General features: G+C 75.6%; 5 protein-coding genes. All 5 read left to right on the forward strand.

Annotated elements, in window-relative coordinates; translation table 11 throughout:
- Positions 1-2: 2 nt before the first annotated feature.
- Genes ACIQGV_RS32670 through ACIQGV_RS32690 form a run of 5 tightly spaced genes read left to right on the forward strand, consistent with a single transcriptional unit; the run spans position 3 to position 15,154 of the window.
- Complete coding sequence (locus ACIQGV_RS32670) at positions 3-2,342, forward strand: hypothetical protein (RefSeq protein ID WP_402501047.1); 2,340 nt, start codon at positions 3-5, stop codon at positions 2,340-2,342.
- Complete coding sequence (locus tag ACIQGV_RS32675; protein ID WP_402501050.1) at positions 2,339-5,785, forward strand: DUF6603 domain-containing protein; 3,447 nt, start codon at positions 2,339-2,341, stop codon at positions 5,783-5,785. Before ACIQGV_RS32670 ends, ACIQGV_RS32675 begins: the two co-directional genes overlap by 4 nt.
- The gene (locus ACIQGV_RS32680) at positions 5,782-8,886 is read left to right on the forward strand and encodes a hypothetical protein (RefSeq protein ID WP_402501053.1); all 3,105 of its coding nucleotides are present in this window, start codon (positions 5,782-5,784) and stop codon (positions 8,884-8,886) included. The genes ACIQGV_RS32675 and ACIQGV_RS32680 overlap by 4 nt, the downstream gene beginning before the upstream one ends.
- Entirely contained in the window at positions 8,883-13,439 is a 4,557-nt protein-coding gene (locus tag ACIQGV_RS32685) for a hypothetical protein (protein ID WP_402501056.1), read from the forward strand. Before ACIQGV_RS32680 ends, ACIQGV_RS32685 begins: the two co-directional genes overlap by 4 nt.
- The gene (locus tag ACIQGV_RS32690; protein ID WP_402501059.1) at positions 13,439-15,154 is read left to right on the forward strand and encodes a hypothetical protein; all 1,716 of its coding nucleotides are present in this window, start codon (positions 13,439-13,441) and stop codon (positions 15,152-15,154) included. Before ACIQGV_RS32685 ends, ACIQGV_RS32690 begins: the two co-directional genes overlap by 1 nt.
- Positions 15,155-15,166: the final 12 nt, after the last annotated feature.

Raw genomic sequence — 15,166 nt, forward strand, 5'->3', positions numbered from 1 at the left:
CCATGACGGTCCTCTCTCTGTTCTGGCCCGGCGAGTCCGCCCAGGACCTGCATCTCGTCCCCGGGGTCGTCGGCCCGCGCCTCGATCATCTCCTCGCCATCCAGGACACGAACGGGAACCGGCGGGCGAACAACCCGCACCCGGGCGTGACCGTCACGTTCCGGGAGAACTTCGCGTCCGGTGCGGCCGGGACCGCGGGGGTCAGCGTCAACCGCACCAACGGCGAGGTGACGGTGACGGCGCCGCTGTCGGCCTCGCCCCGGCTCCTCGACTTCCTCGTGGTGGCCACGGTGACCGAGGGCGCGTCGACGTTCACCGCCCGCAAGCGTTTCCACATCCACAGCTCCATCACCGACATGTGGCTCACCCCCGGCACGCTCACCGTGCATCAGAGTGTCCGCAGAAACCGGTTCACGCTGCTCGCGAAGTTCGCCGACGGCCTCTACGGCGATCTGACGGCATGGTGCCCGGAGAACGCGCCCACGGCCACGGACCGGACCTACGTGCGGTTGTCCGGGTCCGTGTCGCCGGCGGTCGTCTGGACGACCAGCGCGGCGGCCACGACCGGTGTCGCCTCGGCCACGGGGCTGCTGACCGGAGCGGCAGGCACCGGCAACGCCACGATCACGGCGACGCTCCCGGCACCGTTCTCGATCAGCCGCACAGCGACGGCCAGGGCCACCGGCCCCTGGAACACCCCCGTCACCCTGACCCTGATCGACGGCCCCGGCTTCGCCGACATGACGCGCTCGGTCAATGTGCTGATCCTGCCCGACGGGTTCACCACCGCCGACCGGCCCGGCTTCGAGAAGCTCGCCCGCGGGATCGTCACCCGTCTGCGCAAGCGACGCCGGACCCGCCCGTACGACCTGCTGAAGGACAGGTTCAACTACTTCATGGCATGGGTCGAGTCGACCGATGCCGGGATCAACGCCCGCGAGGTCGTCCGGCGTTCGAACGTGTCCGGCACCCGGGCGGAGGCACGCGAGGAGGACACCGCCGTCGCGGCGGGCGGCGCGGCGGGTGCCGTGCACATCGCCGCCCCGCCCACACCGGCCACCAACGACCTGTTCCTGCTGAACGAGCCGGACACGGCGTTCGCGTACGGTCTGGGCGAGCGCCCCGCGGCGGAACGGTTCCACGAGATGCGCCGTACCGGCCCCCACCCGTCGCGCTTCGACGAGCAGGACTTCGACGACTTCCTCGGCGCGCTGTCCGATCCGGCGGGAACGACCGTCGGCCACCGATGGATCCGCGGCGGCGCCGACCAGGACCGCATCCTGATGCTCGTGCACTCCCGGCGCAACGGCGGCAGCACCCGGCCCCGGACCCCCTCGGGAAACACCATCGGCATGACGACCGACGACGAGGACCACCACCGGATCGAGGACGCCGCCGGAGGGCTCGGCAAGAACCTCCTGTCCGACACGATCCCCACGGTCCATCTGGACGTGTGGACCACGGCCGCTCATGAACTCGGCCACTCCATGGCCCTCCAGGACGAGTACGGCGGTGGCGGTGCACTGCCCGCGACACGGGTGGCGGAACTCGCCTCCGCCCCCAACGTGCAGCCCCGCAGCACCCTGCTGACCGGCGGCAACCTCGACGCCGGCAAGGTGAAATGGCGCTGGCCCCGGCTGCGCAGGGCGGGCGTCCTCGACGCTCAGCCGGTGGATCTGGGAGCGCCCGACTACCGGGTCCGTCTGGAGGCCGGTCACGCCAAGCAGTTCGCCGTCGGGGACGTCGTGCGGTTCCGGCAGCGTCCGCTCGTGACCGCCCCGCCACCGAGCGACCGCTTCGTCGTCGTGTCCGTCGCCGATCCCGAACTGGAGCTGGAGGCACTGACGGCGGCCGTCTTCACCGTCGCGGACTTCCCGGGCGGTTCCGTGCTCATCTGCCCCGTGCGCGCGCCCGACCCGGACGCGGCCGCCCGGGTCTTCGGCGACGACCTCGAACTGATGCACACGACGGTCCGGGCACGCATCAACGCCACCCGCAACCCGCTCAACGCGGCGGACGGAGCCCCCGCCAACGGCCCCTGCGGCGGCGCGGGCCTGCCCACGCCGACCCCGGCGACCAACTTCGCCGCGGGCACCGTCCCGAACCCGCCCCGCTTCTCGTCCTGGATCGTCGGACTGTACGAGAACGGCGTCATCTTCGACTGCGACGTGTACCGGCCGACCGGGATCTGCCTGATGCGGCAGCAGCACTTCTCCGTGCCCGGCACCCACGATCAGGCGTACCAGTTCTGCCCGGTCTGCCGTTACGCCATGGTCGACCTCCTCGACCCCACCCAGCACGGACAGATCGACATCGACTACACACCCAGGTATCCGGCATGAGCGGCGACGACCGGTCCACCCTGAACGTCGTGGCACGTCATCTGGCGGCGGCCGTGGAGCCGCTCGACCGGGGATTCCGCGACGCCGAGTCCTTCCGGCGGCTCATGTGGCAGCTGGGCTGGGACGTCCAGGGCCTGCCGCCCGGCTGTGTCGCGGTCGCCGACGCCGCCGTGCAGGCCGCCGCCGCGGCCGGGGCACTCGCCGACGACGCCGGGCCCGAAGAGACCGTCGCCGTGATCGAGGCGGCCGGGGACGTGTATCTCGCGGTCGACGCGCTCGGCGACGTGCCGCCCGGAGTCGATCCGGCCGCGATGGGGGAACTGGCCAGGAACCTCTTCGAGTACCTGCTGGCGGAGTACCTGCTGAACGAGGTGCCACGGTTCTTCTCGGTCCTCGAACTCCTCGGCGCGGTGCGGTTCGAGACGGTGGAACCCGCGGGCGAGCGGCCGGGGTTCGTCCGGACCCGGTTCGAGTGGGAGCGGCTGCCCGAGGTGCTCGCCGACCCGGCGGACGTCCCCGCCCGGGTGCTGGGCTGGGGCACCGCGGAGTTCGAGTTCCGCAAGGCCGCCGAACTGCTGGGCGAACTGACGCTCGCGCTCGGCCTGTCGTCCTCGGTCGGCCCGGTGCCGTCGGCGTACGCGCAGGCGGTCCAGGAGCTGGCGACCGGGCCCCCGGCGCGGCCGCTGCGGCACGGGCTGACCGTGCCGTTCTTCGACCTGCCGGTGCCCGGCGGACACACCGATGTGGGCCTGGCGGTCACCGAGCTGCCGGCCGAGGGCGCCGCCCTGCCGGGGATCCTGATCGGGCCGATGCTGCCGGACGGCATCGCGCAGGACGTCGACCTGGGCGGCCACTGGACGTTCCGGCTGAGGGCGGGCACGGACCTGGCGGAGCAGCTCGGCGTGGTCGTACGGCCCGGGGAGACCTCGGTCCGCTATCCCTTCGCACCGGGACACACCCTGCCGTCGGCGGGCCTGGGCTTCTCGCTCGTGTTCGCCCCCGACGCCGCGGCGGTGGTCCTCGGCGAGCCGGGCGGCAACCGGCTGGAACTGGCCGGCGCGACCCTGTCCGTCGGTGTCGACGTGCGGGGCGGGGACGTCGAGGTCGTGCTCGGCGCGGAGCCGCGCGACGCGGCGCTGGTGCTGTCGGCCGGTTCGCTGGACGGCTTCCTCGGCACGATGCTGGGTGCCGGGGACACCCGGGTCGAACTGCCCCTGGGACTCGGCTGGTCGACCCGTACGGGGCTGGACTTCCAGGCCGGCGCGGGTTTCGAGGTGACCCTCCATCCGCACACCGGACCGGCTGCGCTGCGCTTCGACCGGGTGGACCTCGCCGTGCGCGGGGAGGCTGGCGCGGGGGTGACACCGGCACTGGACGTCCGCGCGTCGGCGGCGCTCTCCGGAGCGGTGGGCCCGGTCGCGTACGCCGCCGACCAGGTCGGCGTGCATCTGCCGGTCCGTCTCGAACCGGGCAACGCGGGCCCGTTCGACATCGGCTTCGAGATGCTGGCGCCCTCCGGTCTCGGCCTGGTGGTCGACGCGGCCGGAGTGGTGACGGGCGGCGGCTTCGTCCGGCGGGACCCGGAGTCCGGCCGCTACCACGGGATCCTCGAACTGGAGATCCTGGACATCGGCGTCACCGCCGTCGGTGTCCTCGACACCGAGGACGCCCAGGGCGCCGCCCTGCCCGCGCCGGGCTTCTCGCTGCTGATCGCGATATCGGCGGAGTTCCCGCCGATCCAGCTCGGCTACGGGTTCACGCTGAACGGCGTCGGCGGACTCGCGGCGGTCAACCGCCGTCTGGACACGGACGCGTTCCTGTCCGGGGTGCGCACCGGCGCCGTCGACGCGATCCTGTTCCCGCAGGACCCGGTGGCGAACGCCCACACACTGGTCTCCAACCTGACCACGATCTTCCCCGTGGCACCGGGCCGCTCCGTGTTCGGGCCGATGGCGATCCTCGGCTGGGGCACACCGACGCTGGTCCGCGCCGAGCTCGGGGTGCTGCTCGACGTGCCGGAACCGGTCACCCTCGCCCTCGTCGGACAGGCGTCCGTGACCCTGCCCGACCAGGCGCCCGTCGTCTCGCTCCAGGTCGACGTCGTCGCCGTACTGGACAACGCCAAGCGGCTGCTGGCCGTGGACGCCTCGCTGCACGACTCGTACGTGGCCGCCTTCCCGGTCTCCGGAGACATGGCGCTGCGGCTCTCCTGGGCCGACCCGCCGAACCTCGCGCTGGCGGTCGGCGGGATGAACCCGCAGTTCACCCCGCCGCCCGGCTTCCCCGACCTGCGCCGGGTCACCGTCGCACTGGGCACCGGAGACAACCCGCGGGTGAGCCTGGAGGCGTATCTCGCGCTCACGTCCAACACACGGCAGTTCGGCGCCCGCGCCGAGCTCTACGCCGAGGCGGGCGGGTTCGCGGTCAAAGGCTGGCTGGGCTTCGACGCGCTCCTGGTGCTCGCCCCGCTGTCGTTCCGGGTCGACTTCGACGCCGGGATGGGCCTCTTCCACGGCACCGACCGGATCGCCGGCATCTCGGTCGAAGGACACCTCACCGGCCCGGCGCCGTTCCACGCCTGGGGCAAGGGCTGTCTGTCGCTGCTGTTCTTCGACGTCTGCGTGCCCTTCGACGCCGAGTTCGGCGAGCGCCGCGAGAACTCCCTGCCGCCGAGCGACCCCTGGCCCCTGCTCGAGGCAGCCGTCCGCAGGGCCGACAACTGGTCGCCCGGACTGGCACCCGACCTCGCCGCGGCCGTCGCCCTGCGGCCCCCGCCGAACGCTCCCGGCACCCCGCTGCTGCACCCGATGGGCTCGGCGACCCTGCGCCAGACGGTCCTTCCCCTCAACCGGCCGCTGGAGCGCTTCGGGCAGTACGAGATCCAGGGCCCCGACCGCTTCGACCTGCACGACGTCGCCGTCGGGAACTCCCTCACCACGCACTACGACGTGGTCCGCGAGCACTTCCCGCCCGGCGACTTCGAGGACCTGTCCGAGACCGAGCAGCTGTCACGGCCCTCGTTCGAGGAGATGGACGCCGGGGTGAGCGTGGGCGGGGACTTCGTCGACGCCCCGCTCGCCGCGCTGAAGTCCGCACGGCTTGAGTACGAGACCCGGATCGTCGACGCGCCCTGGCAGGACCGCCCCGCGCCCCGCGCCCCGCTGGAACGCGAGCTCCAGCTCGCCGCCGTACCGCGCGGCAGCCGCGCGGTGTCGGCCTGGGAGAACACCGGCAGCGGCAGGTTCACCCCCGCCGTGCCCGCCGACCGGGGTGTCGTCCTCGCCGCGGAGACGTACGGCGTCGCCTCGCTCGACACCCTCTCCGCGCGTCCCGGCCTCGGCACCGGACTGACCGAGGGAGCGGCGCACAGGGCGCGGAAACGGGCGGACGACCGGGCGGACCTGCAAGTGGTGCCCGCGCACGAGCTGACGGGTACGCCATGACCACCCCGGCGTCATACGCGTTCCTGCCCTGGCTGCGGCGCGGACTGGCACGCGAGATCGACCGGCCCGACGGAACGGCGACCGGAGCCGCGCGGGCCGCGGTCCCGATCACGCTGGGGATCGACGCGGCGGGCGAACGGCGCCCCGTGACCGTGCCGTTCGAGCTGTTCGGCCCGGGCGAGATCGCCGCCGTCGACCCGCGCGTGGTGATCCGCACCCTCCCCGGGGCCGACGAGAACGACGCCGAGCCGAGCGTCTTCCCCGCGGTGGAGTTCGCGCAGCCCGACTTCCCCTGGCGGTTCACCCCGGCCCGCGCGGAGAGCGTGCGGGGGCGGCTGCGGCCCTGGACCGTCCTGGCGGTGCTGCCCGAGGACGCCCTCGTGGAGGAGAGCCCCGCCCTGGGCGACGGCACCCTCGCCGCGATCACCGTCGACGGCGCCGGGAGCCTGCCGCTGCTCGCGCAGAGCTGGGCGTGGGCCCATGTCCAGATCGACGGCTTCGACGCCACCACGGAGACACTGGACGACGTCGTACGGCACCAGCCCCGGCGGATCCGCTCACGGCTGCTCGCCGCCCGCCGGCTGGCACCGCGCACCCGCTACCGGGCGTTCCTGGTGCCCGCGTTCGAGCGGGGCAGGCTGGCCGGGCTGCGGGAACCGCTCGACGACACGGTCGACGCGCTCACCCCCGCCTGGCAGCCCGGCGCCGCACGGGTGCGCCTGCCCGTGTACCACGCGTGGAACTTCCGGACCGGTGAGGCCGCGGACTTCGAGACGCTGGCACGGCGGCTGCGGGCACGTCCCGCCGACGACCGCACGGGCCTGCGGGACATGTTCGCGGGGGCGCCGGACCCGGCGCTGCCGCCCGCGTCCGGCACGCCGCTGGCGATGGAGGGCGCGCTGATCGCCCCGGACACGCAGAGCGGCCCGTGGAGCGCACAGCAGCGCGCCCCGTTCGTGACGGCGCTCGCCGAGCTCCTCAACCGGCCCGCCGAACTGCTCCGGACACCCGGCGCCCCGCTGACGGTCGCCCCTCCGCTGTGGGCACGCTGGCAGGCCGCCGCCGACCGGCTGCTGACGCAGGACGGCGCACCGCCGCGCTGGTTCCACGAACTGAACGCCGACCCGAGGCTGCGTGCGGCGGCCGGCCTCGGCGCCGACGTCGTCCGCGCCCACGACCAGCAGCTGATGGCGGAGGCGTGGAACCAGGTCGAGGGCATCCTCGCCGCCAACGCCGAACTCCGCCGGGCACAGATCTCGCGGGCCGCGTCCGAGCGGCTGCTGGAACGGCATCTGGCACCGCTGCCCGCACCGGACCTCCTGACCGTCACGGCACCGCTGCGCGCGCATTTCACGGCGCCGGGCCCGGCGACCGGGCAGGCCGGGGCGATCACCGTGCACGAGCGGCTGCGGCGCAGCCCGGTGCCGGACGGCGCCCTGGACGGCGGGCTGCGGCGGGCGCTGCGGCCGGCCGGACCGGTGGGCCGCAGGGCGGCCCGGCTGCGGGAGGAGGGGACGGCGCCGCTGCTCGCCCGGCTCAACACGGCGGCGGTGCGGGCACGGCCGCCGGTGGAGACACCGGCCGTGCTGGTGACCCGCGCCCGGGTCGCCGAGGCCCTGGACCGCGCGGGCGTGCTGCCGGGCGCCGGACGGCAGGTGTCCATGGGGCTCGCGGCCGCGGCGGGAACGGTCGCCGCCGCCCGGGTGACGCGGCACCGGGCCGGGCGCCTCGCGGCACTGGCGGCCGGGGCGGCCGTCCTCGCGCGGACCCGGACGGCACGGCGGGCCGTCCTGGGACGGCGCCGCGTGCTGGACCCGGACGCACGGCCCGAGGACGTGAAGGACCTGTCTCCGGCGAAGGGTTTCGTGCCCGCGCTCAGCGTCCCCGGCAAATGGGACGAGGGCCCGGTGCCGGCGGACCACGTGCCCCCCGCTCAGGGGCTGGCGGCGGCCGTGCGCTTCCGGGACGCCCTCGCCGACGCGCTGGGCGACCTCAACGCCGTTCCGGCGCCGGGACCACGGCTGACGGTCGCGGATCTCGGCGGGCTCGCGGACTCGCTGGCCGACCGGATGCAGCCGGGCCGCACGGTCGCCGAGGGCCTGCGCCACCGGCTGACCGTCGCGCCCTGGGTGCGCTGGGACGACGAGGACCCGCTGGAGCCGGTGATGGCGGCGCCGTCGATCGAGGCACCGATGTACGAGCCGCTGCGCGACCTGGACCAGGAGTGGCTCCTGCCGGGCGTGGGCCGGATCCCGCCCGATACGGCGACCCTGCTGAGGACCAACCAGCGCTTCGTCGAGGCGTACATGGCCGGACTCAGCCACGAGATGGGGCGCGAACTGCTCTACCACGAGTACCCGACCGACCAGCGCGGCACGTACTTCCGCCAGTTCTGGGACGTGCGCGGCGTCGCCGGACCCGGCGGCGGCGCGGCGGACCCGGCGACCCTGCGCGACATCGAGGAGATCCACCGCTGGGGGCCCGCCACCGCACTCGGCGCGCACACCGGCCGCACCCCCGCCCCGCGCGAGGGCCACGTGGTGCTGCTCGTCAAGGGCGAGATCCTGCGCCGCTTCCCGAACACCCTGGTCTACGCGGTGCGTACGGTCCTCGACCAGGGGCGACGGGCGCTGGGCGAGGAACGCGAGTTCCCGGTGTTCGAAGGGCGGCTCGACCCCGACATCTCCTTCTACGGCTTCGACCTGCTGCCGGACGACGTCCGCGGCGACGAGGACCCGCAGCAGGACCAGGGCTGGTACTTCATGCTCCAGGAGCAGCCGACCGAGCCGGTGTTCGGCCTCGACCCGGACGACGGGCACTACGCGGCACAGCCCACGGCCTGGAACGACCTCAACTGGGCCCATCTCGTCGCGGACGCGGCGGCACTGGACACGCTCGGGCACATCGACTTGGACGCGGAGCTGCCCGACACGACCCAGGTGGCTCCGGCGCCGGGCGAGCCGCAGCTGGCCTGGCACGCCGAACAGGGACGCGGCGCGAAGGGGGCCAACGGCTCCGATCTGGCCCACGTGACCCTGCAACGGCCGTTCCGCGTCGCGATCCACGGCTCGGACCTGCTCCCGGAGGAGAACACCCCATGAGCGACAGGGCGGAGCGGCTGCGGGCGGCCCGGGCGACGGCACAGGACGAGCGGGGCCGGGCGGCCGGGCGGCTCGCCGCGGCGCGCAGGGCACTCGCCGCGGCGCCGAAGGGCGACCGGAGGCGTCTCGCCGAGGAGCACGCGCAGGCGCTGAAGGCCCTGCACACGGCCCGCGCCGCCGAGCAGCGGGCCCTGGACACCCTCCGCGCCGAGCTGGCGCGGCTCGTCAAGGACCCGGTGCAGCGGATCGGCGGCCTCGACGCCCGTTACCCGCTGGCGCTGCTCCCCGTACGGCTGGAGACGCGTTTCCGGCGGGAGCGGGCGGGCAGGACCGGGCGGCTGCTGGTGCGGATCTACCCCGACAGCCTGCTCGCGCACGGCTTCGAGCCGTTGCTCACCGACACGGAGGCCGACGCGGGCGAGGCGTACTGGCGGCGGGTCCGCGACGGCATGACGCAGGCCCGGTCCTGGACCCTGCTCCTCGCGGAGGCGACGCCGGAGCGTGCGGCGTGGATCGTGCAGCGCACCGAACCCGCGCAGGGCGACGGACCGCCGCTCTTCCCGCCGCGCGAGCCACGGCCACCGGGCTGGCACCGGGCGCCCGAGGCACCCCTGCTGCCCGACCGCTGGATCGTCAGCTGCCTGCGGGGCGGTGCGGTGGTGCACCGGGCGACCGGCGAGCCGGTGCGCGAGGGCCTGGCGCTGACCCTGCGGATGAGCGCCGACGGAGAGGAGGAGGGACTCGACGACTCCGTCGCGCTGACGCCGGACGGCCTCGCCGTCGAACCCGCGCTGCGGTGGGCGTACTCCTTCGACGAGGCCGTCCAGGCGGGCATGGCGGTCGTCGTCCCCCTCACGCCCGAGGACCTCGCCGCCGGGTTCGACCAGGTCCTCGCCACGGGCGTGCGCACCACACAGGATCCGCTGCGGCAGGCCGAGGAACTGGCGGGACTCCTCGACGGACTGCGGTTCAGCCGCGGCCTGGCGTTCGTGCCCCAGGGAGCCAGGACCAACAACTCCGCCGGCGCGCCCTCGGACCACCCGCAGGCCGACCCGGCGGGCGCCGCGAGCTTCGCCGTCGCACGGGGCGCCCCGGCCGCCGTCCCCGGCACGGACGGGCACCGCTTCACGAGCGCGCTGGGCCTCGCCCCGCGGACCGCCGACCACATCGCCGGCGCCGGACGCGACGAGCAGACCCCGGCACGGGCGATGGCCTCGGCCCTGTGGCCCGCCACCCTCGGCCACTTCCTCGATCAGATGATGACCCCCGACATCGGCGACGCCACCGCGCGAGCCCTGCGCGCCCACGCCGACGCCCACGTCCGGGCGCGGGGGCCGCTGCCCGCGTTCCGCGCCGGACCGGTGCCCTACGGGCTGCTGCCGGTCAGCTCCCTCACCCGCTGGACCCCCGGGCCGGACGCCGGCAAGCCGCTGGGCGAGGCCCTGCCCGTGTGGCTGCGCCGTCTGCTGCGCGGCTGGCGGACCGCCGCCGCCACCGCCCCGCGCCTGGGGCGCTCCACCGACCCGGACGCCGACCTGATCGAGGTGTTCGGCCAGCACGCCAGCGCACAGGGCGCCCAGATCCGCAAGGCACTCGGCCCCGACCTGCACACGAACCTGTTCGGATTCCTCGGCGTGGACCCCGCCCCCTGGCACGCCCTGGAACGCACGACGGCACGGGCACTGCTGGACGCCCTCGGGGACGGGCCGCACAGGGCACGGGCCCTGCGGCTCACCTTCGGTGACCTCGCCCACGACTTCGCCGGACCGATGGTCCAGCGTGAGCCGCTGTCCGAGACCGAGCCCCTGGCCGTCAACTACCTCTCCTGGCTGCGCACCGCGTCCCCCGCGGCCCTGCGCGACCAGAGCACCGCACCCGCCGGACGCCCGCCCCGCCCCCTGCTGTTCCTGATGCTCCGCCACGCACTGCTGCGCGCCTACGACACGGCGGCGCTGGACCTGCTCGCCTGGCGCGGTCTCGCCGCCGCCGACGACCGGTTCGAGGCGGAACTGATCGACGTGGCGCCGGGCCGCGCGGGCCCCGACCCGACCGCCTGGACCCGCTTCGGCCAGCGCCTCGCCGGCGTCACCGGCGACCGCACCCTGGGTGACTTCCTCGCCGACCCGCGCGCCGCCCGGCAGCCCGGCCCGGCCGAGGTGCGCCGGGCCCTCGCGCCGCTGACCCGGATCCGCGCGGACCTGCGGGACCTGGAACAACTGCCCGGCGCCGAACTGGAGCGCCTCTTCACCGAGACCCTCGACACCTGCTCGCACCGGATCGACCCGTGGATCACCTCCCTGTGCACCGAGCGCCTCCGGCTGATGCGGCAGGCACAGCCGCTGGGCGTCCATGTCGGCGCGTACGGCTGGGTCGAGGACCTGCGGCCCGACCCCGCGCCGCGGCAGGTGCCGGTCAGGGTCGGCCCGTCGGACGAGCCCGCCCGGGCCCGCACGGACCCCGGCGGCCACGTCCACGCCCCGTCGATGGCGCACGCCGCCACCGCGGCGGTGCTGCGCGGCGCACGGCTCACCCGGGGCGGCGAGGAGACGTACGCCGTCGACCTCTCCTCCCGGCGGGTACGGGAGGCACTCGCGCTCATCGACGGGGTGCGCGCGGACCAGCCGCTCGGCGCGGGCCTCGGCCACCGCTTCGAACGCGGGCTGCACGAGGGACATCCGGGGGTGGAGCTCGACCGTTTCATCGACGACCTGCGGGCCCTGTACCCCCTGGTCGCGAACAAGACGCAGGACAGCGGGGAGCCCGCGGAGTCGGTGGCGGCCCGCAACGTCGTCGACGGACTGCGGCTGCGCGCCGCCTGGCGTGCCGGGACCGTCCCGTGGGGCAGCGCCGGACTCACCCCGGACCAGGTCCAGCGCGCCGCGATCGAGGACGAGCTGAAGCGGCTCGACGACGCCGTCGACGCGGTCGCCGACCTGCTGCTCGCCGAGTCGGTCCACCAGACGCTGCGGGGCGGCCCGGCCGCGGCCGGAGCCACACTGGACAGCCTCGCCAAGGGCCACCGGCCGCCCGACCCCGAGGTGGCCAGGACGCCGCGCGGCGGCGGGGTGCTGCACCAGCGGCTGGCCCTCGTCGTCTCGGCGACCCCCGCGCCGCCGGAGTGGGAGGCGCTCGGCGCGACACCCCGGGCCCTGGCCGCGCCCGAGCTCGACGCCTGGCTCGGCACGCTCCTGGGTCCGCCCGCGCAGCTCGGGTGCGTCGCCACCGCCGAGGGCTCGGCGCCCCGCACGGTCACCGCGGCGGATCTCGCCCTCGCGCCCGTCGACTGGCTGCTGCACGCCGCCACCCTCCAGGCGGGCGCCGCGCCGGCCGAACTGGACCGGCGGATCGCCTGGGAGGTGACCGGCGCGAACGGGCCGGACACCGCCGTCACCGTCGACCACACGGACCCCGGCGACGCCGCCCGCAGCTTCGCCGAGGCACTGGAACTGCTGTCGGAGGTGGCCCGGACACTGGGCCACGCCCGCCCGCTCGCCCCGGCCGACCTCGCCCCGCCCGGGCAGCAGACCGACCTCGCCCCGGCCGACCCGACGGCCACGGAGACCGACGGCCGCGCCGCCGCGGCGGAGACCGCGCTCGACGCCACGGCGCAGCGCCTCGCGGACGCACTCGCCGAGGTCCGCGCCGTGCCCGACGGCACGGCCGCCGGCCTCACCGCCCTGCGCGCGGCGCTCCGGGAGACGACGGAGTTCGGCGTCACCGACGCCTTCCCGCCCGACCGCCACGACAGCGCGCCGGCCGCGCGCGGGACGCTGCTGACGCTCGGCGACGCGGCGGCCGCCGAGCTCGGCCGCCGCATCGCCGCCCGCTCCGGCGCGGCCGACGCGACGGAGCGGCTGCACGCGGTGTTCGGGCGCGCCCTGCCGGTACTGCCCCGCTTCCGGCCGGCCCTGCCCCAGCAGCTCGCCGCCGCGCTGGCCGCCGAGCCCGGCCTCGGCATCGACCCCGCCGGCACCGTGGAGAGCTGGCTCGCCGGAGTGCTGCGGGTCCGTGAACCGCTGGACGCCTGGCGGCAGGTGCTCGTCTACGCCCGCACGGCCGGCACGGCACCGGACCGCCCCCGCATCGCCCAGCTCCCGCCGGAGGGCGGCGCGGTCTGGGCGGCGCTTCCCCTCCCGGCCGGGCAGCAGCACCGCTCCGGGCTCACCTCGCTCGCGCTGTTCGGCGCCCTCCCGGCGGCCGACGCGCCCTGGAGCGGACTGCTGCTCGACACCTGGCCCGAGATCCTGCCGAACCGCGAGGAGGAGTCCGGCGTGGCCTTCCACCACGACGCGCCGCGCGCCCAGGCACCGCACGGCGTGCTGCTCGCCGTCCCGCCGACCACGGCCCCGCTGTGGAGCTACGACGACCTGGAGGCCACGCTCCTGGAAACCCTGGAGCTGGCCCACGCACGGGCGGTCGACCTGTGCGGCCTCGGCCGCTACGGGCAGCTGCTGCCCGCCGCGTACCTCGCCGCCAACGCCAGGAACGCCACGGTCGCCACCTCCTTCGCGGGAACGCTGACCGGCCGCCCCACGATCCTGCGGGAGGACTGATGCCCAGCGTGACCTACTGGAACCGGGTCGAGCCCACCCCGCACTCCGACAGCCTCGTACGGGGCCTCGAAGCACCGGTGCGCGACCCGCTGTGGTTCCTGGCGCGGCAGTGGCAGCTCGGCGAGTTCCGGGGAGAGGACGCCGCCTCGCCCGCGTACGTCACCTGCACGACCGCCACGGCCGGGTTCGAGGGCTGGCGCAGCGGCCCCGGCCCGTTCACCCCCTACGACGGCACCCCGCTGGAGGCGCTGACCCAGACAGAGGAGACCACCCCCGACTGGCGGACGGCCGTCGAACTCGGCCACGCCCTCCTGCGCGAGCTGGCCGCACGGGGCGCCGGCCAGGGCGTGGCCGACGCGGTCCGCGCCGCGTTCCCGGTGCCCCGCCCCGAGGAGGCGGGCGGCACCGCACGGCAGGACGCCGCGCTCGTCCGCTTCCTGCGGGTGTGCGGCGGCCGGGCCGTGGACGGCATCGCCGCGCGCGCCGCCGCCCGGGCGGCGGCACCCGCACCGCCGCCGCAACCGGTCCTCCCGCCGGGCCAGGACCCGGCCCCCGTCGCGGCGGCGTTCGCCGCCTTCCTGGCCTGGGCGGACCGGACGTACGGAGCACTGGGCCGGGCCGACTCGCCCGCCTGGCGGCCCGACCGGCTCGACTACGAGGTCGAGATCCTCGCGGCCACCCCCGGCGGCGGACGGGACCGGCTGACCGCCCACGCCGGCCCGGACGGGGAGTACGACTGGTACAGCTTCGACGTGGCGGGCACCGGCGAGGCGGACCCGGCACCCGCCGTGACCACCGCCCACAGCAGCCTGTTCCCGACCCGGCTGAGCTTCGCGGGACTGCCGCACGGCCGGTGGTGGCGGTTCGAGGACGCCCGGTTCAACTGGGCGGCCCTGGACGCCGACCGGCGCGAGCTGGCCAGGGCGCTCGTCCGGGACCTCATGCTGGCGCAGGGGGACGACTGGTTCACCTTCCCGCTCGGCCGGCCCGTCGGCTCGGTGCAGCGGATCGACCAGCTCCTGGTACGGGACGTGTTCGACGAGTGGACGCTGGTGGACCGCGCCGACGCCGACGACGACCGCTGGACCGTGTTCTCCCTCGCCGACGCGCAGGGCGGCACCGCCGGCTACTCCGTGCTGCCGCCCTCCGCGCTGCGTGCCACCGTGGACGGTCCCGTGATCGAGGAGGTGCGTTTCCTGCGCGACGAACAGGCCAACATGGTCTGGGCGGTGGAGGCCACCACGGAGAACGGGGTCGGCCGCCCCCGGGACGGCCGCGAGCGCGCCCTCGCCCTGACCGGCGCACCCCCCGCGGACCCGCCCACCGAGGCCCCTCTGCGCTACCGCCTGCAAACCACGGTGCCGGCCGACTGGATCCCGTTCCTGCCCGTGCGGACCGACGCCGGCTCCCGCGCGGTCGCCCTCCAGCGCGCCGCCGTGCAGCACTTCACGGACGGCACCCCGCAGGACGTCCTCCCGGCCGGCCGCGTCCTCACCCCGGACCGCCTCCCCGATCCCGCGGTCTACCGGGTCCGCGAGGAGGAGGTCGACCGCTCCGGCACCCGCGTCCTGCGCTCCGTGCGCCGCGCCCGCTGGCTCGACGGCCAGACCTACGTCTGGGTGTCCCGGCGCCGCCGGGCCGGTCTCGGCGAGGGCACGAGCGGGCTGGCCCACGACCGTGCGGAGAGGACGGAGCGCCGGGACGCGGGCGGCTGACCCGCGGGGCGG

The organism is Streptomyces sp. NPDC093094 (genome assembly GCF_044754345.1).
Lineage (GTDB): Bacteria > Actinomycetota > Actinomycetes > Streptomycetales > Streptomycetaceae > Streptomyces.